This is a genomic window from Methylomonas sp. LWB, assembly GCF_001856095.1.
Taxonomy (GTDB): domain Bacteria; phylum Pseudomonadota; class Gammaproteobacteria; order Methylococcales; family Methylomonadaceae; genus Methylomonas; species Methylomonas koyamae_A.
The window spans coordinates 328256-352108 of sequence record NZ_MKMC01000045.1 but is presented as its reverse complement, the minus strand read 5'-3'; the positions used below and the strand labels follow the sequence as shown (position 1 = coordinate 352108).

14 protein-coding genes are annotated in these 23853 nt (G+C 57.5%); 7 read left to right on the top strand and 7 right to left on the bottom strand.

Features of this window, described 5'->3' with window-relative positions:
* Positions 1–10 precede the first annotated feature (10 nt).
* The 3 genes from BJL95_RS17805 (at position 11) to BJL95_RS17795 (ending at position 6190) form a co-directional block, all read left to right on the top strand.
* Positions 11–1261 (top strand): HlyD family secretion protein, encoded by a 1251-nt coding sequence (locus BJL95_RS17805; RefSeq protein ID WP_071159846.1) that lies wholly within the window; start codon positions 11–13, stop codon positions 1259–1261.
* Positions 1262–3391 (top strand): peptidase domain-containing ABC transporter, encoded by a 2130-nt coding sequence (locus BJL95_RS17800; protein ID WP_071159844.1) that lies wholly within the window; start codon positions 1262–1264, stop codon positions 3389–3391.
* Between the two features lie 285 nt (positions 3392–3676).
* On the top strand, positions 3677–6190 hold the full coding sequence (locus tag BJL95_RS17795) for a patatin-like phospholipase family protein (RefSeq protein WP_071159842.1): 2514 nt from the start codon (positions 3677–3679) through the stop codon (positions 6188–6190).
* 387 nt (positions 6191–6577) lie between these two features.
* Here BJL95_RS17795 and BJL95_RS17790 read toward each other — a convergent pair whose 3' ends face one another.
* Positions 6578–7264, bottom strand: a complete 687-nt coding sequence (locus BJL95_RS17790; protein WP_071159840.1) for a lectin — start codon at positions 7262–7264, stop codon at positions 6578–6580.
* Positions 7265–7565: 301 nt separating this feature from the next.
* Here BJL95_RS17790 and BJL95_RS17785 point away from each other — a divergent pair, with 301 nt between their 5' ends.
* Positions 7566–10736, top strand: coding sequence for a hypothetical protein (locus tag BJL95_RS17785; RefSeq protein WP_071159838.1), 3171 nt, complete (start codon positions 7566–7568; stop codon positions 10734–10736).
* Positions 10737–11540: 804 nt separating this feature from the next.
* Here the strand turns inward: BJL95_RS17785 and BJL95_RS17780 are convergent.
* Entirely contained in the window at positions 11541–14807 is a 3267-nt protein-coding gene (locus BJL95_RS17780) for a chemotaxis protein CheB (RefSeq protein WP_071159836.1), read from the bottom strand.
* Positions 14808–15184: 377 nt separating this feature from the next.
* Positions 15185–15739, bottom strand: a complete 555-nt coding sequence (locus tag BJL95_RS17775; protein WP_071159834.1) for a PAS domain-containing protein — start codon at positions 15737–15739, stop codon at positions 15185–15187.
* 355 nt (positions 15740–16094) lie between these two features.
* Here BJL95_RS17775 and BJL95_RS17770 point away from each other — a divergent pair, with 355 nt between their 5' ends.
* The 3 genes from BJL95_RS17770 (at position 16095) to BJL95_RS17760 (ending at position 20360) form a co-directional block, all read left to right on the top strand.
* Entirely contained in the window at positions 16095–16595 is a 501-nt protein-coding gene (locus tag BJL95_RS17770) for a sigma-70 family RNA polymerase sigma factor (RefSeq protein ID WP_071159926.1), read from the top strand.
* An 87-nt stretch (positions 16596–16682) separates the two neighbouring features.
* Entirely contained in the window at positions 16683–17660 is a 978-nt protein-coding gene (locus BJL95_RS17765) for a FecR family protein (RefSeq protein WP_071159832.1), read from the top strand.
* 279 nt (positions 17661–17939) lie between these two features.
* Positions 17940–20360, top strand: coding sequence for a TonB-dependent receptor (locus tag BJL95_RS17760; protein WP_071159830.1), 2421 nt, complete (start codon positions 17940–17942; stop codon positions 20358–20360).
* Between the two features lie 111 nt (positions 20361–20471).
* On the opposite strand, the gene BJL95_RS17755 is transcribed toward BJL95_RS17760, so the two are convergent.
* From BJL95_RS17755 to BJL95_RS17740, 4 genes are read right to left on the bottom strand one after another with little or no spacing between them, the layout of a single operon-like run.
* A complete protein-coding gene (locus BJL95_RS17755; RefSeq protein ID WP_071159828.1) occupies positions 20472–21416 on the bottom strand; it encodes a DUF523 and DUF1722 domain-containing protein in 945 nt (314 codons plus the stop codon).
* Entirely contained in the window at positions 21413–21940 is a 528-nt protein-coding gene (locus BJL95_RS17750; RefSeq protein WP_071159826.1) for a lipocalin family protein, read from the bottom strand. Before BJL95_RS17750 ends, BJL95_RS17755 begins: the two co-directional genes overlap by 4 nt.
* Positions 21933–23333: a deoxyribodipyrimidine photo-lyase gene (locus BJL95_RS17745; RefSeq protein ID WP_071159824.1), complete on the bottom strand. Its 1401-nt coding sequence runs from the start codon at positions 23331–23333 to the stop codon at positions 21933–21935. Before BJL95_RS17745 ends, BJL95_RS17750 begins: the two co-directional genes overlap by 8 nt.
* Positions 23334–23336: 3 nt before the next feature.
* Positions 23337–23846 carry a hypothetical protein gene (locus BJL95_RS17740; protein WP_071159822.1) on the bottom strand — a complete coding sequence of 170 codons (510 nt, stop codon included), beginning with the start codon at positions 23844–23846 and terminating at the stop codon, positions 23337–23339.
* Positions 23847–23853: the final 7 nt, after the last annotated feature.

Sequence of the window (23853 nt, the reverse complement as noted above, 5' to 3'; positions counted from 1 at the left end):
AGGCGGCGATATGAACGAAACCGGATTGTTTCGAAGTCAGGCCCTGGCGTTCAAGCGCGACCGGCCGCTCGGCGAGGCGATAGGCATCGCGTCGCCGGCACTGCCTTTACTCACCGCATTGGCGTCGGCGGCGGCGCTGGCCTTGATCGCTTTCGCCTGCTGGGGCGAATATACCCGCAAGGCGCACGTCAGCGGGTATTTGGCGCCCAGCATGGGCTTGATCAAGGTTTACGCGCCGCAGTCCGGCACCATCGTCGAAAAGCAGGTCGCCGAAGGCCAGAGCGTGAAGGCCGGCGATACGCTGTATGTACTGTCCACCGAAAGCGGTTCCAAGGAAACCCCGCAAGTGCAGACCGCCGCGCTCGAACAACTGCGTCAGCGCCGCGACAGTCTGACCGCCGAATTAAACCAGCGGGCCGAACTCGATCGTATCGAATATCAAGCCTTGCTGGATCGCGAGCAAGGCCTGCGGCGCGAACTGCAACAACTGGACGGCGAGATCGCCACCCAGCAGGCCCGCGTCGAAGGGTCGGCCACTAGCGCCGACCGGTTTCGGCAATTGGCCGGCAAGCATTTCGTGTCGCCGGTACAAATCCAGCAAAAGCAGGACGAATGGCTGGACAACCAAGGCAAGCTACAAGCCTTGCAACGCAACCGGCTCACCGCGCAACGAGATTTGCAATCCACCCAAACCGACATCGCCGGCAGTCGCTTGAAGTTCCAGAATCAGCGCGCCGCGATCGAACGTAACATTTCCGAATTGAACCAAAAAATCACCGAATCCGAATCGCGCCGCACCATCGTCATCAGCGCGCCGGGGGACGGCACGGTGACCGCGATCTTGGCCGAACGCGGTCAAGTCGCCAATCCCGCCAATCCGCTGTTGTCGATCTTGCCGGCCGGCGCGGCCTTGCGGGCGCAATTGATGGTGCCGTCCAGCGCGATCGGCTTCGTCGAGACCGATCAAACCGTATTGATCCGCTACCAGGCCTTTCCTTACCAACGCTTCGGCAGTTACAGCGGCCGCATTGTCGAAATCGCCAAGACGCTGATTAGTCCCAAGGATGCCGACCTGCCGATCGAGCTGCAAGAGCCGGCGTATCGGGTGACGGTGGCCTTGGACCGGCAAGCGGTATCGGCTTACAAACAAGCGCTGCCGCTGCAATCCGGCATGCGCCTGGATGCCGATATTTGCTTGGACACCCGCCGCTTGATCGATTGGGTGTTCGATCCGCTGTACAGCTTAACCGGGAGAGTCTAAATGAGCGCGCCTATCGGGCTAAATTTCTCCGGCGGCAAGCGCACGCCGCTGATCTTGCAGACCGAAGCCGCCGAGTGCGGCTTGGCCTGCTTGGCGATGGTGGCCTCGTATCACGGCCATCGAGTTGATCTGGCTAGTCTGCGCCACCGCTTCGCGCTGTCGTTGAAGGGCGTGACCTTGAATCAGTTGATCGGCATTGCGGACCAATTGCAGCTGGCCTCCCGGCCGGTGCGCATCGATTTACCGGACTTGAGCCGTTTGACCTTGCCGGCCATCCTACACTGGGATTTCAATCATTTTGTGGTGCTGACTCGGGTCGATAGCGGCCGGCTGGATATTCTCGATCCGGCCCAGGGCGCGCGCCGTGTGACTTACGCCGACGTCTCCAAACATTTTACCGGTGTCGCGCTGGAACTGGCGCCGACCCGCGAATTCGTGCCGCGCCAGGAACGCCGGCAAATCGAACTTTCCCGCCTCATTGGCCAGTTGGACGGTGCCGCTCGCGCTATCTGGCAAATCGTGACCTTGGCCTTGGCCATCGAAGTGTTTGCCATCGTAGCGCCTTTTTTTCTGCAACTGGTGGTCGATCAAGCGGTAGTGGCCGGCGACCGGCATTTGCTGACGGTGCTGGGATTGGGATTTTCGTTATTGATGCTGATTCGGGTCGCGGTCACCGCGCTACGGTCCTGGTGGGTGCTGATCTTGAGCAACTCGGCCAATTTGCAGTTATTGAGCAATCTGTTCGGCCATTTGCTGCGGCTACCGATGACGTATTTCGAGAAACGCCATCTGGGCGACATCGTGTCGCGCTTCGAATCGATGAACGCGATTCAGCGCACGCTGACCGGCAGTTTTTTGGAGGCGATTCTCGACGGCATCATGGCGGCCGTCACGTTGGTGATGATGTGGTTTTACAGCGGACCGTTGGCCTTGGTCGTGGTGGCGGCGGCGGTCGGTTACGGCTTGCTGCGCTTGGCTTTGTTCAGACCGCTGAAAGAGGCGACCGAGGAGCAGATTCTGCGCGGCGCCAAGCAACAAAGCAATTTGTTGGAAACGGTGCGCGGCATGCAAAGCGTCAAGTTGTTCAATCGTCAATTGCAGCGCCGGGTGCAATATCAAAACCTGTTGGTCGAGCACTTTAATGCCGGCATTCGGGTCCAAAAGCTGGGTTTGTTGTATCGGACCTGCAACGGCTTGCTGTTTGGTATTGAGAATGTGGCGGTGATTTGGTTGGGCGCCTTGTTCATTCTCGACGGCGGATTTTCGGTGGGGATGCTGTTTGCGTTTATGTCGTTCAAGGACCAGTTTACCGACCGGGTCGGCGGCTTCATCGAAAAAGGCATCGAATTCAAGATGCTGGCGCTACATACCGAACGGGTCGCCGATATTGCGTTGCACGAAACCGAAGCCGAGCGCTTGGCGGCGATGCCCGCCGAGGACAGCCGGCTGCCGGCGATTAAAATTGAGAATCTGGAATTCCGTTACGCGCCGGGCGAACCGGCGGTCCTGCAAAATCTGAATCTGGAAATCGCCGCCGGCGAATCGGTGGCCATCGTCGGGCCGTCCGGTTACGGCAAAACCACGTTGGCGAAGCTGATCCTCGGCCTGTTGCAACCGGTGCAAGGCGAGATTTGGGTAGCCGGCACCCGTTTAAGCCAAATCGATACCCGCGTCTACCGCGACACGGTGGCGGCGGTGATGCAGGAAGATCAGTTGTTCGCCGGCTCCATCGCCGAGAATATCTGTTTCTTCGATGCCGCGCCCGACCAGGCCTGGATAGAGACGTGCGCGCAATTGGCGGCGGTGCATCACGACATTGCCGCGATGCCGATGGCCTATAACACCTTGATCGGCGACATGGGCACGGTCTTGTCGGGCGGCCAGAAACAACGGGTGTTGCTGGCCCGCGCGCTGTATAAACGCCCGAAAATTCTGATCCTCGACGAAGCCACCAGTCATTTGGATGTGGCCAGGGAAAAATCGGTCAACGCGGCGATTGGCCAACTCAAGTTAACCCGCATCATCATCGCTCACCGTCCGGAAACGATAGCGTCGGTGGATAGGGTGATCGACCTGCAAGCCTTGGCGCAAGCCGACGCTCCCGCGCCGAACACAAAGGTATCGGCTTGATGGTTTCCGCTTCCGTGGGACTGTCCTCGAAGCAGCCGGTTGAAAGCAGCGGCGGCAGTCTCGGGCCGTCGGTCTTTGTTAAACGGCAAGTCCTCCGCGTCAGCCGAACTGGCTTGAATCGAGCGATTCCCGGTCAACCGAGATCACCGCTAAAACCTGGCTTGGCATTCAGTCCGAAATGATTCGCGGGCCGAGCTTGACTCTAACGCGCCAAGTTGGCTAAGTTAGTCCGGACCGCCGCGCCTCATACGGCGCCGCCGCTCGTCATCCAATGGAGTTTCGCCCATGTCCGAAGCCATGTCGCTCGCCGAGCGCCCCAGTGCCGCCGATAAAAAGGCCGCCCACGAATTCCTGACCGAACTGCGTACCCGCATCGCGACTCAAAGTCTGCCGTATCAATACGGTATCGAAGCCAGCGCCTTGCAAAGTCTGTTCGACTTGTTCGGTTTCGGCCGGACCGCGATCAAGGACAATCCCGGCTGCGAACTGTTTGCCGCCAAAGTCACGCAGTTGCTTAATGTCGAGTTACGGCCGGTGACTTCGAAATGGCACCGGGCCAAGGAAGCCGGCGTATTGGATTCGCGCGACGGCGCCGACGCGTTTCGTGGCGAATTGCACCGGATACAGCGGGTGCTGCGCGAATTCGCCGACGAATTCCATCAAATGGCCTACGGGACCAGTTGGCGGGACCAGGATTGTCCGGGGGCCTTGGCACAGGAAGACGTCGAGGGCTTGTTCGAGGCTTTGCGCTTCGGCATTCCCGATGCCTACTTGCCGGACGGCGACCCCAGGGAGATTAACCGAGACGAAGCCGGCGATATCGGTCAGCGCCGGAAACAGTACTTGATCGAAACGCCGGAGGGTGAGGACGCGGTTGGGCTGGCCTTGTCCGGCGGCGGCATTCGTTCGGCGACGTTTGGCCTGGGTGTCGTGCAGGTGCTGGCCGACCATCTATTGCTGCATCAGGTGGATTATCTGTCCACGGTTTCCGGTGGCGGCTACACCGGCAGTTTCATCAGCAGCCGTTTAAGCGAAGGCGTTTCGGTGTGCGATTTAGGTAAGCCGCACGGCCCGGACCCCGAGGCTATCCGCTACGTTCGACAACGCGCCAAGTTTTTGTCCGCCCAAAATCTGAAGCAAGCTTGGGGCATGGCCACCGCCACGTTGGGCGGTATGTTATTGAACTGGACGGCACCGCTGTTTGTGATTGCGGCGATGGTCGAGGCGACACGGCTCGCGCAACCCTATCTGTTCGGCATTTGGGGGGAGGCGTTGCAATATTTGGCGGCGGCGTCCGGTTTCAGCTTGATCGGTTGGGGCGTGGCGATGCGCTGGCGCCCCGACTACGCGAGCAAGGCCGGCTGGTTGCTCGGTCTATTTGCTGGCTTAACCTTGTTGGGCTACTCCGCGCAAGCCATCGGCAACGGCTATAAAGTCGCGCTGGATGTTTACGGATGGTTGAGAGCGCATTGGACTTTTCCCGCCGTCATCGGCGGCTTGGTCACCGCGACGCCGGCGGCGATGCGATTTCTGCCTATCTTCAAGGAACCCAAACTGCGGCGTATCGTGTTGCAGGTCTTGTTATGGTCGGCCGGCTTGTTGATTCCAATCTTGGGCCTGCTGCTGGGTTACGCGCTGTGGCACTTGCGGACCATCAACGTGGCGGTACCGGTAGTGGAATGCGTACCCGGCGACTGGGCGCTGCTGGCTATCCTGGTCGCCTCCGGCGCTATCGCCTTTCTGGTGCTGAATATTAATTTGACCGGTCCGCACCGCTTGTACCGGGACGGCTTGTCCCGGACGTTTATCGGCACGGTCGAGCAGCCATATCAGACCGTCGAGTTGGCGAAACTGAATAGCGGAAACCAGGCGCCTTATCATCTGGTGAACACCGCGCTAAACCTGCCGTCCAGCGAACGCCCCAATCTGCAGGATAGACGTTGCGACTTCTTTTTGTTTTCCAAGTACTGGATGGGCGCGCCTTCGGTCGGATACGCCGAAACAACGCGTTGGCGGGCCAACGGCAAACCGGTGGATCTGGCCACCGCGATGGCGACTTCGGGCGCCGCGCTTTCCGCTCACATGGGTTTGGGCGCGATGCCGACGCTGACAGCGTTGTTGGCGGTACTAAATTTACGATTGGGATTCTGGATCAAGAATCCACGGATATGGTCGCCGTTTTCGGAACCCGGCTTCTTGTGCTTGATTCGGGAAATGTTCGGTGTCGGGATGTCGGAACGCAAGGCTTGGCTGAATCTGTCCGACGGCGGGCATATCGAGAATATGGCGGTGTACGAATTGTTGCGGCGGCGCTGTAAATTCATCGTCTGCGTGGACGGCGAGGCCGATCCGGGATTTGGCTTCGGCGGTTTGATGACTTTGGTACGCCACGCCCAAATCGATTTCGGCGTGCGCATCGATCCTGTGTTGGACGACATCCGCCCGAATCCGGCCAGCGGTTTCAGCCGGAGCCACGCCCATTTTTGCGTGATTGACTATCCTGCCATCGATGCCACGCCGGCCGGTACCGGTTTCTTGTTGTACTTGAAACTGTCGGTCACCGGCAACGAGCCGGCGCTGATCGAACGCTACCGTCTGAACCACCCGGATTTCCCGCACCAAACCACGCTGGACCAATTCTTCGACGAAGAACAATTCGAAGCCTACCGGCAACTTGGCGTGCATATCGCCGAAGGTTTGTTTTCCAGCGCGTTGGTTGGCGATACGCCACCCGAGACCATCGCCGCTTGGTTCGAACGCTTGGCGGGGAATTTGTTGCTACCAAGTCGCGCGCGGTAGCGCTTGGTTTGAATGGAGTTACATCCTAGCGTTCTTGAAAAGATTTTCGCCCCGGAAAATGAAAACGATGGGCGTGGGTGCGGCTTTAGCCGCGATCGAGGGCGTTCCGACATTGGTACGCCCATACGTTGCCCAACGATTTCCTTAAGTAATAAGCGAAGCGCTGGCTGAGCGGAGCCGAAGCCGGCGGGCGCTTCGGCTCCGCTCCACGACCAAGCCGAAGACGCGACCGGGTCTTCAACGCAACCGCCGTCATGCCCGCTGGGAAGCGGGCATTCAGTGTCACGGATGGCAAGCTTCGATCCATCCGGGGCATTTACCCGTAGCCGCGCGAAAGCCAGTCCCCACCGAAACGACGAGCACTACCGAGAATCCGGCAAAGTAGAGCTAGTCGGCGGCAAAACAATAGAAATAGCCGGCCCCGCCGGTAGCGACCAGGTTTTCCTGGCTGCAACCCCGGCTGTCGTGGGTTGAGTTCCACGACACGTTACCGCCGGTGCGGCCGCCGTTGGTGCGGTCGAAATGGCCGACGCGGACCGTGCCTTCGCCGCTGCTCGTGTAATTTTTGCAGGTGTGGTCGGCGGCATCGGTATACGCGGTGCCGTCCGGTTTAGACCCAGTCAGGATATCGTGCTCGTTCGGCGTGTCGCCGACGCCTTTCAGCGCTTCGCCTTTTTCGGTGTACGCGGTCTTTTTATGCAGATTGTTACCCAGTTGCGCCAGTTCCAAGGTATCGCCGTGCAAATGCGCGACGTCGTTCGCGACGATGACGCCGGCGGCATTGGCCCAAGGGCCTTTACCGATGCGGTCGCGGGCATTGACGGCGGGCTGGCCGCCGCTGGGCTGAGTGCTGAGATATGCATGCCAGGTTCGGTGGCCGGCACCGACCGCGCCGGCCAGTTGTTGGCAATGAGCATCGGCGCCGGCTAAGCCGCCCAGGTCGGCGCCCTTGCCCAGTCCGGTACTGGTCACGAAAAAGCCTAAGGGAGGTTTGGGAGCTTCCGGCGCTTGTTGAGCAAGGGCGGCTTGACTGCCTAAAAGCCACAGGCCGGCAACGAAACAAGTTTTCTTCATGTGATGTTCTCTCAATTGGAATGAATACGGCAGGCTCACTGTTAAGCCTACAGCCAGGCACGGCGGCAGTTATCGTGCCAACTGCTCGAATCGCGCGGTGACAGGCGGAAACCAGTTTCCGAGGGTGTTGGGCTGTTGTTACTCGAGCAGGTATTGCTGGCGACATGCTGAAAAATCAGCAGTGGTTGGCCGCGATCGAGCGTTGCCCGCCAACGTGCGTACAGGCGGAAACGCCGAGTGAAAACCCGGAGTCTGTACTAAGCTGGACAGCGTTTTCACCGCGACATCCGAGGTCAGTCCTTTGAACCAGTCCGCTTATTTCTTCGACTCGGACGGCGCTTTCGTCGTCGAGCAATACAACGACCAAGCGCCGTTCGCTAGTTTTCTGCCGGGCATCGCCGGCGTTTCGGGTCGTCCGGCCTGGGCGTTTTACGTCAATCGAGGTCAGGCCATCGCCAGTTTCGGTGTTCGCAACAAGGACGGCGCGTTTCTGGAGTTTTTTCCGGCCGACAAAGCCTATCAACTGACCGCATCGCGCGGTTTTCGTACCTTTCTGAAGATAGGTGACGGTCCGACCGCGATTCGCCACGAGCCTTTCCAGCGCAACGCCGGCACCGATGTGCGGCAACGTTTATATGTGTCGGAGCACGAAGTCGGTGTCGAGGAATCTCACCCGCGCCTGGGCTTGCGCATCCGCGCCGATATGGCGACTCTGCCGGAAGCAGCGGTGGCCGGGTTGCTGCGCCGAGTCGAAATCACCAACACCTCGCCGGTCAGTGTGCATATCGAAGTCGTCGACGGCTTGCCGCAAGTGCTGCCTTACGCGATGAATCAATGGATACTCAAATTCATGAGCCGCACCTCGGAAGCCTTTATGCGCGTCGAGGACGTCGCCAGCCGGGTAGCCTTTTATCGGCTACGAGTGTGGCCGACCGACAGTCCGCAAGTCGAGCCGGTCGTGGCCGGCAATTTCTTTGCCGGATTCCGGGACGGCCTGTTGACTCCGGTCATCGTCGATCCGGAACGGGTGTTTGGCTTGGCCGGGGATTTCTCGAAGGCGGAACGCTTCTTCGCCGACTCCGCGCTGGATTTGGATCGTCAAGTGGCCGGTAACCGCACCCCGTCGGCCTTCCAAACCCTGAGGTTAGAGGTGCCGCCCGGTGCCAGCCACGTGTTTTACGGGGTCTACGGCCATGCCGCTTCGCCCGAGGTTTGCCTATCCTTTGTCGCCGAGGCCGCCGAGGCCGGCTATTTTGAAGCTAAGCGCGAGGCCAACCGGCGTTTGCTGGATAGAATCGGTCAAAAGGCGTTTACGGCCACCGCTAAGCCTCTGTTCGACGCGCACGTCCGCCAGTGTTACCTGGACAACGGTTTGCGCGGCGGCTTCCCGACAGCGGTGCCGGGCGGGGCGTTGCTGTATTTGTTCGGCCGTAAACACGGCGACCTGGAGCGCGATTACAACGACTTTTTATTGCAGGACTCGCCGTATTCCGAGGGGAACGGCGATTTTCGCGACGTGCTGCAAAACCGCCGGGTCGATCTGTTCTTTGAACCGGCACTGGGTACCCGCAACATTCGCTATTTTTTCAACCTGATCCAGCCGGACGGTTACAACCCTTGCGCGTTACGCAACAGCCGCTTCGTGGTCGATGCGCCGGAGCGTCTGGCGGAGCGCTTCGCCGGTCTGCCGGCCGTGGCGGCACTGTTGGCCACCGAGTTCAAATACGCGGAACTTTGGCAAGTGCTGAGCGAGGCTGGCGCCGATGTCGAAGACTTGATCGCCGCGATCCTGGTCGAGGCCCGCGAAGTGGAGGATGCCGAATTCGACCGCGGCTACTGGTCCGACCATTGGACTTATCTGGTCGATTTGTTGATCGCCTACCGGGCGATCTTTCCGGAGCGGCTGACCGACTTGTTGCTGGAAACCGGCTATAGCTTTTTCGAGGCCAGCCACTTTGTCGCGCCGCGTACCCAAAAGAGCGTACTGACCGCCCACGGGGTTCGCCAATACGGCGCGGTGCGATTCAGCGCCGACAAGCAAGCGATCATCGCCGCGCGAGCTGCCGATAAGCATCGGGTTCGCGACCGGCACGGCTTGGGTGAGGTCGTCTATACCAGCTTGCTGGGCAAGATTTTGACCTTGGTCGCCAACAAGCTGGCAACGCTGGACCCGGCCGGCATCGGCATCGAAATGGAGGCCGACCGGCCTGGCTGGTGCGACGCGTTGAACGGTCTGCCCGGCATTTTCGGTTCTGCGGTCAACGAGACGATAGAACTGCTGCGCTTGGTGGATTTCACCCGGCTGGCGCTGGACAGCCTGGACGGAAGCTGCGATTTGCCGATGGAACTGGCGGAATTCATCGCCGGCTTACAAGGCTTGCTGGCGGAGCCGGAACCCAGCGCCGAGTGGTTTTGGCGCGACAGCGGCAATCTAAAGGAAGTTTATCGGGCGCGCGTATTCATGGGCTTTGCCGGCGAACTCAGGACGGTAGGCTTGGCCGAATTGCGCGAGTTTCTGGCCGAGGCCAGCCGGCATCTGACCGCCGCGATCGAAAAAGCTCGGATGCCGCAAGGCATACACACTTATTACTCATACGAAGCCAGCGATTACCGAGCGCTGGAAGGCGACAAGGCCGAAGTGCTTGGCTTCGAACAGCATACCTTGCCCCTGTTCCTGGAAGGCTTCGTGCATGCCTTGCGGATCGCCGGGCCGGACGAGGCGCGCCGCTTGTACCGCGCCGCGCGCGCTTCCGCGCTGTTCGATAGCAAACTGGGCATGTACCGCTTGAATGCACCGCTGGGCGACGATGCGTTGGCCTTGGGACGGATCGGCGTGTTCAATGATGGTTGGCTGGAAAACGGCTCGATTTTTCTGCACATGCACTATAAATTTGTGTTGGAAATGCTCAGGGCCGGGCTGGTCGACGAATTCTATGCCGACCTCGAAAAACTGCTGGTGGCCTTCCGCGATCCAGCGGAGTATCAGCGCAGTCCCATCGAAAACTCCAGCTTCCTGGTCTCCAGCGGCTTCGACGTCGATCCACGTCAACACGGTCGCGGCTGCGTGGCCCGCTTGTCCGGTTCGACCGTCGAATTATTGCATCTGTGGACGCACTTGTTTCTCGGTCCCCAGCCCTTTGCGTGTCGGAACGGGGAACTCTGTTTCGCGCCGGCGCCGCTACTGGCCGGGACGATGTTCGCCGCCAATTCGCGAACCGTGAGCCCATTTGGGTACGACGAGATTCTGCCGGCCGACAGCGCAGCGATGGTCTTGTTTGGAAGCACGCTGCTGGTATATATCAATCCAAGTCGGCGGGACAGTTTCGGAATCAGCGCCGTTCAGCCGCTACGCTATCGCTTGTATGACGGGAATCGGGGCTCGAGGATCGTCGAAGGCGGTAGCTTGCCGGCCAGTATGGCGCAAGCGCTGCGGGATGGGCAAATTCGGCGAGTGGACGTCGAATTGGGCTAATGGAAAGTTCTCGGCCGATTCGAAATGCCGCCGCTTCGGGTTGCGTTGGTCGTCGCTACGGTCGGGCCTAAGCCTGACTGGCGCATCAAGGTCCGGCGTTTTCTGGCGAATTTGCCGGTTTTCGAAATCAGTTGCTTTCACTCTGCCAGCCTATCTTACTCGGGCTGGGGTACGCCGAGACGAATACGGTGGCCGACATGCTGTTCGCCAGCTCAGTAGACCTCGACATTCGGCGCGGCCAACGACAAGCGATGTAGGGGCCAAAATCACCGCGAGTTCCGGAGCGCTAACCGATTAAAGTTGGCGGGCGTAAAGACGCCAGGAAAATTAAACCTTCCGACGCTATGGAGCCTGAGCAATTCTGGGGTTGGGATCGATTGCCGCATGCTGTTTAGACGGGGGCCGATGACGACTTGGCAATTAGGCTGCGGATGAAACGCCGATTGACAGCGTGGCTATTAAGCGCGGAACACGAAAGCAGCGTTGGTCGTCGATTACAAACAGCTAATTGAGATCAGCTTAATGCCGTTTTTGGCGGTTCTTTGGCTTTGTTCAATTGCGCTAGAAAATAGGTTTGGTAGTTCCAGTTGATTCTGGGTGGAGGCGGGGTTTTGATTTGAGGCATTGCATTACTTCATTTGTGGAAAGCTTGCAGTCTACACTAAAAACCCAGCCGACCGCAGGTTTCATTTACTGAGCGCGACGGTTTCAGGCGAAATATGCTCGAAATGACCGCGAATCGGAAAAAACTCCGTACTTGGAAGCGGGCTTCCCACGCACAATGGGCTCAAAGACTAAGCAAGGCTAAACCGGTTTTTCTGTGGTAACGACCAAGATGGTATCGCCGTCTTGATAACCGAGTACCGACGCAATCATCGTAATGTCCAGTATTTGCTTATTGCGTGTCAGGCGCTGGCTTTGCGTAACCTGATAGTTGGATTTGCCGGACGTGATACTTTGAAACATTTCGCGGGCTTCAGTGCGGAGATAATCCGGCACCAAGCTGTCAAACTTCATGCCAATGGCCTCCGATCGGCTCCATCCGTACAGCGATTCCGCACCGGTATTCCAAGCGACGATACTCCCCTCGAAATCAATGACGATGATCGCTTCGTCAACATCCATCAGAAGCGTGGCCAATTTTTGAATGCAGCTGATGCAATGGCGTTTGTCTATTAAAAGATGGCTTCTGAGATCGCGTTCGGTCAATGCAAAGATTTGGCCGGCATCGTTTTGCGATGAAAGCAAGGTGGCCGACACCGAGACATCAATGACTTCTCCGTGGCGGTTCAGACGTTTGCTATCGAATTGGGTAACTTGTTCGCCCTGTTGGAGCTTATCGAAGACGCCGCGCATGCGCGGACGTTCAGCCAACGGCACCAGACTTTCGAAACGCATTTGCAGCGCTTCCTGCGAGCTCCAGCCGTATAAATTTTCCGCGCCGCGATTCCAGGTAATAAATTTGCCCGTATCGTCCAGCAGAGTAATCGCGTCCGCCGAATCATTGACAAAACTGGCCAAACGTTGGGTTTCCAATTCGGTTTGTTGGCGCAGACTCAGTTGAGTTTGCTTTAACAGATCGATATCGACAAAGGTCAGAATGACGCCGGAATAGATTCGGTCGGATACGGCGTAGGGAATAATCCGCATGAAGTACCAATTGCCGTGTTGATTTTGAACCTCGGATTCCAAAATAATCTTTTTTTCGACAACCTTGCCGATTAAATCCTCGAGGTCGATATCGCGAATCGAATGGGTCAGGTGAAAGAACGGCCGGCCGATGTCGTTTTCGACAATATGGAACAGGCTTTGCAGCTTGTGGGTGAAGCGGCGAATATCCAGATTTTCGTCCAGAAACAAGATCCCGATATTGGTGCTATTGAACAAGTTGTCGAGATCGTTGTTCAGAATGGTCAATTCGGTAATTTTGCTCTGATGTTCGGCGTTGACCGTATACAACTCTTCGTTAACGGATTGCAGTTCTTCGTTGGTGCTCTGCAATTCTTCGTTACTGGCCAGCAATTCTTCGTTGGTCGCCTGCAATTCCTCGTTGGAGGTTTCCAACTCTTCAACGGTGGCTTGCAGGTTTTCGCGAGTCAGTTGCAGTTCATGCTCCAGATCATTGATACGCTGGGCGGCATCCTGGTTAATATCGAAATTGTCGGCGACGAAGCCTATATCCTGGGTGGCATGATGATCAGCCTCGAAGATCAGAATGGCAATCAGGGTTTCTTGGCTTTTGCGGCCGGGAAGCAACCTAATATGAATATTCAGCGTCCGAGCTTTGTCTTTTTCGCGTAATTTGATGTTGGACATGTTGATGCTGTCGCCGCTTTTCAGCGCTTTCCGCACACCGGTCGCAATTGGAATCGACAAATCCTTGCTGACCAGTTTGGTAATATCGGTGACTAGCTTGCCGCTGGGATAGCTCAGGTAGCGCTGAGCGTCGCCAAAGATGTGGGATATTTCCATGTTTTCGTTGACGATCATCGTGAACGGCAGTATGTCTTTGGTCAGCGCGTTGAAAAAGCGTTCCAGAATCTTGTCGTCTTGATAGCGATTGGCGAAGTTGCGACCCGATTGTGGCGAATTCGCGCGGAAAGAGGTCATCAGTGCCGGCGGCGGGTCCATGCTGCTAATGCCCAAGGTCCGATATTTACCTCGGGCCCGGTATATCTTGCCTTTCGGACTGATCATGTCGAAATAATCGACCATTTCGCCGATGGATTCGCTGGTGCCGAGCATCAACAGGCCGTCTTTGACCAGTGAAAAATTAAACAGCTCGAGTATCTTTTTTTGCAGGACCGGCTGTAGATAAATCAATAAGTTTCGGCAACTCAACAAATGAATATTCGTGAACGGCGGGTCCTTGATCAGGTTGTGTTGGGCAAATACCACCATTTCGCGGATCGATTGCGAAATTTGAAAGCTGTCTTCCTTGCGCGAAAAATATTTGACCAGCAAATGCGAAGGCACATCGGCGGCGATACTCTCGGGGTATAAACCGGTGCTGGCTTTTTCCACGGCTTTGGCATCGACATCGGTGGCAAATAATTTCATTCGGAAGAAATGCCCGGAATATTCTCGATACTCCGCCAACATAATCGCCAGCGAATAGGCTTCCTCGCCAGTCGAGCAGCCGGCGATCCAAATCCGAATTTCGTTGTTGGTCAGCGATTTGACCAAGGGCGTCAGCCATTTGCCGCGGATTTCTTCGAATACAAAGTCGTCGCGGAAGAAGTTGGTGACGCCGATCAGCAACTCTTGAAATAGCGCGGACACTTCTTGCGAATTATCTTCCAATAGATTGCGGTATTCCTTGAGGTCGCGGCATTGGTTGATCGAGATGCGGCGTTCAATGCGGCGGACTATGGTGTTGGGTTTATAAAACGTGAAATCGACTTTGTGCTTGTCGCGCAGCAACGCGAATATCCGCGTCAAATCGCTGTCTTCCGAGTGGATGGTGGCTTCTTGAACGGCATAGGGATGCTTGACGAATGCCATCAACTGTTTCGGCATGTCTTCGGGCGGCATTATAAAGTCGACCAGGCCGGTGGCGATGGCGTTGCGCGGCATACCGTCGAATTTAGCGCTCTCCTCATCCTGAACCATGACCATGCCGCCATGTTCCTTGATGGCGCGAATGCCGCGAGTGCCGTCGCTGCCGGTGCCGGAGAGAATGATGCCGACCGCGAATTCGGAAACATCCTCGGCCAACGAGCGCATGAAGATATCGATCGGAAGATTGAGTTCGTTGGTGTGGTTTTGATTGTTCAACAGCAGATGGCCGTGAAACATCGTCAGGTTTTTGCGCGGTGGAATCAGGTAAACATGATTCGGCTCCACCTTCATGCCTTCTTCGATTCTCAGCACCGGCATTAGGGTGTGCTTCGATAACAGCTCCACCATCAAACTTTTATAGTCGGGCGACAGATGTTGGACGACGATAAAGGCCATGCCGGTATCCGGCGGCATTTTTTTAAAGAAACTTTCGATGGCTTCCAAACCGCCGGCGGAGGCGCCGATGCCTACGACGTATTGCGGCTCCTTCTTGTCATTGGGTGTCTTCATCGGTTCACGGCGCGGAGTAATCGGTGGCGGGAGTAGTTTCCAAGGCTGGGCGGAAGGCGCGGTATTAGGCTTAGGTCGGGATTAGGCGACTCCGTCGGAACAGATTGCTTGTCATGGCTGTCAGGCGCGCCGCGCTGAGTCTATCGATGCTTAAACGGCGTTTTCTTTCCAGCCTTGCAAGGCGGAAAGCGGAATTCCAGCGGAAAGGTATCGTGGTTGGCTTTACACTGTCATCGAGGTAAATCATCACGGCAATTCGATTTTGGTTGTTCTCGGGCCGCGGAGTCTAAACGAAACCGAGAGCGCCGATGGTGGAAAGCGTTGATTCGCAACGATACCTACGGTGGCGCCATGGACTAAGCCGCGCGAACAAGACGCTATAAATCGTTGACGTCCGCGACGGTGATGATCAATGTTTGGTCGGGTTGGTTCATTAGCGCGACCACATCGTCGCCGCCGATTTTTTTGCCCGACATTTTGACTTTCAACGCTACGTTTTTTCTGCCGTTCACGCTCAACACCAGCGACTTGCCGTCAGGGTTCTTGAAAAAGCTGTCGAAGCGCGAATTGAAAAGCACTTTATCGTCTTCGAGTATGACCGATGACAAGTGTTTTTTAACAAGTCGCCCTTTTTCAATACCGAGCCATTCCAGGAGGGTGTCATTGACCTGTTCCACAAAGCCGGTCGAGTTCACAATCACAATGCCGACCGGGAGTTGATGGAACAAGTAGTGGTAATTGTTTCTTGAACGGGTAAGTTCTTCTTGAGCGGTACGCAATTCCTGATTTTGCATTTTGAGCTCGATCTGATGAATTTGCAGATCATAGAAAATGCGTTGAATTTCATCTGGCGTGATCTGGCTAATTTCTTCCGGCGTGAAATCGATGATGTCTTCGGCCCTGTCGTTAATCTTCAGCAAATAATCCGCCATGGCAATTCTCCTATTGAAGTAATACACGTTTTCCAGTTCGTGACTGATCCGAAAGCTTACCAGAAAGCAATAAAGTTACAACGACTGTTAATGAACGAACGAAGTCTGGAACGGGCGTGGGAGTAAGGACGGGTCGCTGAATAGAACTGTGTTATTTAACATATATTGGGCCAAATCACGTATTTGTTACCCGAAACACGGGGCGGCGATTGACCAGAGAATGTTGATTTCTATCGAGTAATGCTTTCAGGTGCGACTTGTGCTTGCCGACAGCACGACCGGTAACTCACACACCGCCATGGCAGACCATTCCGTTCCGACAAAATCATCGAAAACGTTAACGCATCAAACCAGCTTGACAGCCGCGCGGATTGCCGAATTTCTCGACCAGCATCGCGATCAGCTCAGCCGTTTTATCCTGCGCAGGCTGGGATCGGAAGAGATGTCGGCGGATATCCTGCAAGAAGCCTATCTGCGCCTAAGCCGGCACGGCGCGCCGGAACGCATCGAGAACCCGCGCGCTTTTGTGTATCGGGTCATCGGCAATTTGGTGATCGATTATCAGCGGCTGAGTGCAAATCGCTTGATGCAGGATATCGACGAAGTCAATCTGCACGCTATCGCCGCTCCGGCACCGGGGCCGGAACTTAGATACGAACACCAGCAACGCTTGCAAGCGATGCAGCAAGCAATGGCCGAATTGCCCGACGATTGCCGCTTGGCGTTTTATTGGAATCGCGTCGAGGGCCTCGGTCATGCGGAAGTCGCCGCGCGCCTGAATATCTCGGAAAGCATGGTGGCCAAGCACCTGGCCAGAGCCATGCGACATTGTCGGGACCGCCTGAAAGGCTATTAGACGCCTGCCGGCCACCGAACTCGAATTTTGCGGCAAGATGGCTAGGCAATCCCGTCATAATACTGTTCGAACCGCGATCCAGCACCGATGACTAAAGCGTCCGTTTCCGAAATCACCGTATTATCCGATCAAGCGATCGATTGGGTGATTCGCTTGCATGCCGGTAATGCCGGTGACCGCGAGCGACGGCTGGCCGCCGAGTGGTGCAATCGGAGTGCTGCCCATCTACGTGCATTTCGCGACGCTGAAAGGTTATGGTTGGAAATGGGTCTGGCCGCGAGACCGGCGGAAGACTCGGCGCGCCCGCCGACGCGGCCGGATGACGTCAAACCAGGTACTTTCGGGGCTTTGCGGGTCTTGGCCGTCGCTGCGGTATTGGCATTCGTCGCCGTGCTTCCGTTCTTGGGCATGGCCGATGCCTGGTTTAGCGATTACCACACCGGCGTTGGCGAGCAGCAAACCGTCAGGTTGGCCGACGGCAGCGTTGTGTTTTTGAACACCGATACCGCGTTGGATGTGCGCTATACCGCTAGCGGCCGCCAATTGACCTTGAAGCGCGGCCAAGCCTTGTTTCGGGTTGCCGCCGATGTCGGCAGGCCGTTCGAGGTGGCGACCGACTCGGCGGTGGTCAAGGCCTTGGGTACCGTGTTCGAAGTCTGGCAACAGGACGCCGCTACTCGGATTAGCGTAAGCGAACACGCCGTCGCGGTTAAAGGCTTGGCGGACGCCGATTACCGCGCCGATAGCCGCGTCGAGGCCGGAAATCAGGCGGTTTATCGCGCGCAAACCGGTCTGCAAGCGGATTTGGGCGTCGATGCCGGGCAAGTGTCTGCCTGGCAGCGCGGCAAGCTGGTGTTCAAAAACCGGAGCTTGGCTGAAGTAGTGGCGGAGTTGGACCGTTATTTTCCCGGCACCATCCTGATCGCGGACGCCAAGCTAGCGCAATTTCGGGTCAGCGGCGTGTTCCCGCTGAACGATGCCGACGCCGCGCTGGGGATGATAGAGCACATCCTGGCGATTAAAGTCAGCCGATTGACGCCTTGGTTGGCGGTGTTGCACGGCTGAGCGCGGACTTTGCTTGGGTGAACGCCGGGGCGATAGCCGGAACGTCCGATGCAGACGATCGATCGGCTCGCTAGCCAAACGCATCAACGCGCGGAGGCTGCGTTTGGTTAACGACCTGGCTGGCTTACGTTGCCGGCGATCGGCGGTATGGCCTGCCGCTTCTGCAACAGGCAGACGCGGCTCCTCGCAAAAAATTTCGGTGTTCGTTACAAGATCGTTCCGCTCGTCCGTCTTAACGAAGACGCGGCATAGGCGCCGCCTTAACGTTAAGGAATCGACATGAAACTTCATCCGCAAACCCTCACTGCCGCCGAGCGCGCGTTCCGGCTCCGTAGGACGGCCTCGGCCCTGATGGCCGGCTGCGTCAGCCTGGCGGCGCTGGCCGACGAGCTTCGGCAATTCGATATTCCGGCGCAAGCCTTGGACGGCGCGTTGACCCAACTGGCCGATCAGGCCGATCTGCGTTTGCTGTATCCGGCCGAGTTGGTCGCCAAATTGCGTTCGCAGCCGCTGACCGGTCGCCATGCGCCGGAACAGGCGTTGCAAATCCTGCTGCACGCTTCGGGCTTGAGCGCTCGGAAGACCGCCGAACACACCTTTACCGTGGAAGCCGCGCCGGCCAAGCAGTCGGCCGAACCGCAATCGGCGGCGACGATGCCGGCGGTCTCGGTGGTCGGCGAAGCGGTCTACGATCTTAACTCGCCGGACAATCGGGACTACGCCGTGCGCACCGCCGCCAGCGCCACCAAAACCGATACACCGTTGATGGAAACGCCGGTCAACATCCAGATCATCCCGAAAGCGGTCTTGAACGATCAACAAATCATCCAGATGACCGATGCGTTGAAGAACGTGGCCGGCGCCACGGTCAGCCACGGGTCCGGCGGCTTGTCGGACGACATCTTTCTGCGCGGGTTTCGCAGCAGTACCTTTTTTCGCAACGGCTTTCGCATCGATAGCCAATTCGCGTCGATCGGTACCCGGCAAATGGCCAACGTCGAACGCCTGGAGGTCATCAAAGGTCCGGCCGCGATCATGTACGGGCGGATGGAGCCGGGCGGCATGGTCAACGTCGTCACCAAACAGCCGTTGGCGACACCGTATTACGCGCTGCAACAGCAGTTCGGATCCTTCGATTTATACCGCACGAGCTTGGACGCTACCGGCCCGCTGACCGACGACGACACCTTGCTGTACCGTTTCAACGGTTCGTTTGAAAGCAGCGCTTCGTTTCGCGATTTGGTCGACAGCGAGCGCACCTTCATCGCGCCGATGCTGACCTGGAACGTCAGCCCGCGTACGCAAATCAGTCTGGAAATGGAATATCGCCACGACAATCTGATTGACGATAACAATACTTGGCCGTATTTGAACGGCGGCTTCATCAACATGCCGCGTTCCCGCAATTTGATGGAAGCGGGTAAAGTCCGGGTCGAGGAAAAACTGATCGGGCTGAATTGGTCGCACCAATTTAACGACGATTGGAGCATCAAGCAGCGCTTTGTCGCCGATTTGCTGGATAACGTTCAGCATTGGACCAGCGCGGCGGCCGATACGTTGTTACCCGGCAACTTGCTGCCGCGCAGCCAAACTTTGATAGACGGCACTCACAACACCTACTTTACGACCCTGGACTTGACCGGTCGGTTCGCGACCGGTCCGTTGGAGCATACCTTGTTGTTGGGCGGCGACTATTACCGCGTCGATCATATTAGCGACCCGTACTCGGCCGAGTTGGCGAACATCGACGTTTACCACCCCGTCCACAACGCCGATATTGTCAGCCCTTGGGTTTCCGCTGGCTGGGGCGGCAATAATAGCGCCGATTACATCGGGATTTACGCCCAGGATCAGATCAAGCTGCCGCACGGCCTGCATGTGCTGGGCGGATTTCGTTACCAGTACGTCAAGCAGTGGGATAATTTAAGCCACACCGCCCAACCGGTGGACGACGATGTGACGCCCAGGGTCGGCGTGCTTTGGCAAGCGCAAGATTGGTTGAGTTTTTACGGTAACTACATCGAAAACTTCGGGGTGTCCAATCAGTGGGCCATCTCGGCCAGCGGCAAACCGTTACCGCCAGAGAGTGCCCAGCAGTGGGAGATCGGCAGTAAGTTCGAATTTTTCGACGGTAAATTCAGCGCCACATTGGCGTATTACGACATCACCAAACAAAACGTCGTAACCCGCGACCCGAATTCTCCGTTCAACAGCAACTTCAGTATCGCCGCCGGCGAAGTGCGTAGTCGCGGGCCGGAAGTGGACATCCGCGGCGAATTGCTGCCTGGTTGGAACCTGATCGCCACCTATTCCAACTTCGATACTCGTGTGACCAAGGACAACAACGGTTTGCAGGGCAACCGCCTATACGCGGTGCCGCGCAATGTCGGCAGTTTATGGTCAACTTACGACGTTCTGGATGGCGAATTGCGAGGCGTGAAAGTCGGTGGCGGGGTGACCATGCGCGACGGCTCCACCGACGGCACCGGCGACAACTACCAGACCGCCGGCTACGCGACCGTGGACTTGCTGGCCGCTTATTCCTGGAAGGTCGATAAATCCAAATTGACCGCGCAGCTCAATGTTTACAATTTGCTTGATAAAAGCTATTTCACCGATGCTTATATCAGCGGGGCCAGCAGTAGCCGCACCATAGGCACGCCCAGGGCATTTTTGGGTTCGATCAAGGTGGAATTTTAGCGCGGACAACGAGGAGGGGTGGCCCATCGGGCGTCGACGACCGGTCGACCATCGGGTAGGCACAGCGTTTCCTGGTTACCGACAGCGCGTGGGCTTGGCTGTGGAGACCCGCTATATCGCGTTCAACAGCGCCAATTCCGCCGGGTGCGGCGACAGGTAAAACGATTGGTCGATGAACGGGTCGGGTTCGCGGCGGAAGTGGTGTTTCAGCAGCGTTAGCGGCACGATCAGCGGGAGCAGGCCGGTTCGATAAGCTTCGATAGTTTCGACCAACTCCTGCTTGGCGTCGCTGTCCAGTTTCAGCTTCAAATAGCCCTGGATATGTTGCAATACGTTGACGTGGTTGCCTCGGGTAGCGACGACCTTCAAACAGGCCATCAAGGCCGCCAGGTAGGCGTCGGCGATTTCGGTCAGATTCGCGGCATTGGCGTCGGCGACCAGCCGGCCCAGTGCGCGGGCCTGATTTTGGTCGTGGCTCATCGCGATCAGTTTATGCCGGCTGTGGAAGCTCATCAGGCCGTGAACATTGAGGCCGGCCTCTGTCAGCTCCCGCCAACGCCGCAACACGAATACGCGCTGGATAAAGTTCTCGCGCAAGGCCGGGTCGCCGAGCCGGCCTTCCTCTTCGATCGGCAAATAGGGAAACCGGCGTTGGATAAATCCGGCGAAAATGCCGGTACCGCAACGCGCCGGTATGTCGTTTTTGTAGACCTTGACCCGCTCCATGCCGCAACTCGGCGAATCCTTCTTCAATATATAGCCGCATAGTTCGGCCAACCAGTCGGCCTGCTTTGCCGAGGCTTGTTCCAAACGCTCGGTGACGTCGAATCCGTGATCCTTGACGCCGACGCAACGTATCACGCCGGGCGCGGTTTCTCGCAGTTGCACGCAAGGGCGAGGGATGCCCAGGCCGGCTTCCACTTCCGGGCAGAAGGCGCGGAATTCGAAGTACTGGCCCAGCGTGCGTTCAATGTAGCTGTGGTATTTGTGAGCGCCGTCGTAACGGACTTCGTGGCCCAATAGACAGCTGCTGATACCGACTGGAATTTTCGTCATGGGATTTGCTCGGATGGTGGGTGCCGGTCGTAAATCAGTTGATCGGTGGCAAAGCCCAGGGTTCGAGCTTGGTCCACCAAGGCTTTTAACGTCGCGGCGGGTAATTGCGGATCGCGGGCCAGTATCCACAAATAGTCTCGGTCCGGGCCGGCGATCATCGCGTAACGATAGCCCGGTTTATCCAAGGCGATGATGTTGTAGGCGCCGTAAAACGGCCCGAAAAACGACACTTGCAAGCGGCCGACAGTGGGCGTCTCGACGAATTCGGCCCGGCCTTCGGCGCTCTCCCGCTCTCCGGCTTCCGCCGAATAACCGCTGTTCAACACCTTGACGCTACCGTCGGAATTCAGACTGTAGTCGGCGCGAATGTCGCTCAGGCCGCGTTCGAAGCGGTGGTCCAGCCGGGCGATTTCGTACCAGGTGCCGAGGTATCGGGACAATTCGAAATCCTCGACCGCGACGACGCCGTCCGGGATGCCGGTGCAGCCGGCCAGAGTCAGTAACAGTAAACAGGTTTTACGCATCGGAGTTCTCTTGGATCGGCAGCGTGGTCAGCGCCTTGAATTGGGCTTTGATTAACCGGCTTTGGGTGCCGTGCTCGACGATCGGTGGCGGATAAGCGCCGGCCAGCGGTTGGCTGGCCCATTGGTGTATCACCTTCGCCGAATAAGCCCGCAATTCCGGCAACCAGGTTTTGATGTAGTCGCATTGCGGATCGAATTTTTGCTGTTGCAGCCAGGGGTTGAAGATCCGGAAATAGGGTTGGGCGTCGCATCCGGTGGACGCCGCCCACTGCCAATTGCCGTTGTTGACGCAGGGATCGTAATCCAGCAGATGTTGGGCGAAATAGCGTTCGCCCCAGCGCCAGGAAATATGTAAATCCTTGACCAGAAAGGACGAGACCACCATCCGTAAGCGGTTGTGCATCCAGCCGGTTTGCTTCAATTCGCGCATCGCCGCGTCGACGATCGGGAAGCCGGTCAAGCCCTTGGTCCAGGCCGTGAAGTCGTCAAGATTATTGCGCCAGGGCACGGCGTCGTAGCGGCGGTCGAAAGCCTGCCCGAACACGTGCGGAAAGCGATAGGCGATGTGGCTGAAAAAATCGCGCCAATACAATTGTCGCAGCAACGGATGTTCCGGCCCTAATTGATGCTGAATCGCGGCGTATGCCTCGCGGACCGAGCAGGTGCCGAATTTTAGGTGTACCGACAACCGGCTGGTTTGGGCCAGTGCCGGGAAATCGCGGTTTTGCGCGTAGTCGCGACAGCTCGACACGGCTTGCAGACTTTGCAACGCGCTGGCGCGGCCGCCGGCAATCGGGTTGCGATGCGGACGCCGGTAGCGTTCCGGTAAATCGGCATCGTCGCCGGCCAGAGTGTCGGTATACCAACCCCCGTCGGCCAGCGCGGCCGGCGCAGCGACCGGTATTTGCCGGGCTCGCCGGTAAAACGGGGTGAATACCTGAATGGGATTACCTTTAGCACTGGCGATTTGTTCCGGCTCGGTCAGCAGCAGGTCGTTGGTGATGTGCAAGGCCACGCCCAACGCATTGCAGCATTCGCGGATTTCGGCATCGCGACGCAGACTGAACGGCGTGTAATCGCGGTTGATGTAGACCGCATCGAGGCCGAGCGTTTCGCGGAGCCGGGCAATCAAATCGTGGGGCAGGGTTGCGAAGCAGTACAGCTTGCCGCCGCGGTTAACTAAATCGCGTTGCAGACCGGCGACGGCCTCCAGCATGTATTGCAGGCCGGGCTGGCTTTGATAGGGATGGGCTTCGATTTGCCGCGGATCGAACGCGAAGGCCGTTATCACTCGGTCCGCGCCGCGCCGCGCGGCATTCAGCGCGGTATTGTCGTCCAGACGCAGGTCTCGCCGAAACAGGAACAGCGCGTTGCGATAGGGCTTGTCGGCCATGGCTTAGCAGTCGCCGAACTGCGCAATCATCTGCTGGCAATTGAACAAAATGTTGGGATAGTACTGATAAATCACCCAGCGCAACGCCAAATCGGCAAACGCCGCGACCGTCGCCAGCCGGGCCAGTACCGCCCAATGTCTTGCCGTGCAATGCGCCGAGCAGCGCCAGACCGCGCCAGTCCAGTAAATCAACGGCATCAAACAAATAATGTGGATCGTGATCCAGCTGGCGGCCGTGAACGAACCTTCCTGAAGTCGATAATCGACGCCGAACAGGATCGGATTGTAAATCAGGAAGAACGGCCAGAACGCGCTACTTAGCCTGGTATAGCCCAGCCAACTCCATTGTAGGTAGAGGTATAACGTATTCGGCAGCTTGACTTCCCAGTAAGCGGGTGGCGGCGGCGTCAGCGAGTACAGCAGGATGGTCAGCGCAACGCCGACGGCGAGTGCCTCCCACCAAGCAATGAAGGTGGTGAATTCCAGTAATAAAGCCAGACTGTTGAAGAGCATAGACGGT

Coding starts and splice junctions, on each gene's coding strand:
- BJL95_RS17780 (WP_071159836.1), bottom strand. CDS start 14,807: ATGAAGACACCCAATGACAAGAAGGAGCCGCAATACGTCGTAGGCATC.
- BJL95_RS17750 (WP_071159826.1), bottom strand. CDS start 21,940: ATGCGTAAAACCTGTTTACTGTTACTGACTCTGGCCGGCTGCACCGGC.
- BJL95_RS17790 (WP_071159840.1), bottom strand. CDS start 7,264: ATGAAGAAAACTTGTTTCGTTGCCGGCCTGTGGCTTTTAGGCAGTCAA.
- BJL95_RS17800 (WP_071159844.1), top strand. CDS start 1,262: ATGAGCGCGCCTATCGGGCTAAATTTCTCCGGCGGCAAGCGCACGCCG.
- BJL95_RS17755 (WP_071159828.1), bottom strand. CDS start 21,416: ATGACGAAAATTCCAGTCGGTATCAGCAGCTGTCTATTGGGCCACGAA.
- BJL95_RS17740 (WP_071159822.1), bottom strand. CDS start 23,846: ATGCTCTTCAACAGTCTGGCTTTATTACTGGAATTCACCACCTTCATT.
- BJL95_RS17805 (WP_071159846.1), top strand. CDS start 11: ATGAACGAAACCGGATTGTTTCGAAGTCAGGCCCTGGCGTTCAAGCGC.
- BJL95_RS17775 (WP_071159834.1), bottom strand. CDS start 15,739: ATGGCGGATTATTTGCTGAAGATTAACGACAGGGCCGAAGACATCATC.
- BJL95_RS17760 (WP_071159830.1), top strand. CDS start 17,940: ATGAAACTTCATCCGCAAACCCTCACTGCCGCCGAGCGCGCGTTCCGG.
- BJL95_RS17745 (WP_071159824.1), bottom strand. CDS start 23,333: ATGGCCGACAAGCCCTATCGCAACGCGCTGTTCCTGTTTCGGCGAGAC.
- BJL95_RS17795 (WP_071159842.1), top strand. CDS start 3,677: ATGTCCGAAGCCATGTCGCTCGCCGAGCGCCCCAGTGCCGCCGATAAA.
- BJL95_RS17765 (WP_071159832.1), top strand. CDS start 16,683: ATGACTAAAGCGTCCGTTTCCGAAATCACCGTATTATCCGATCAAGCG.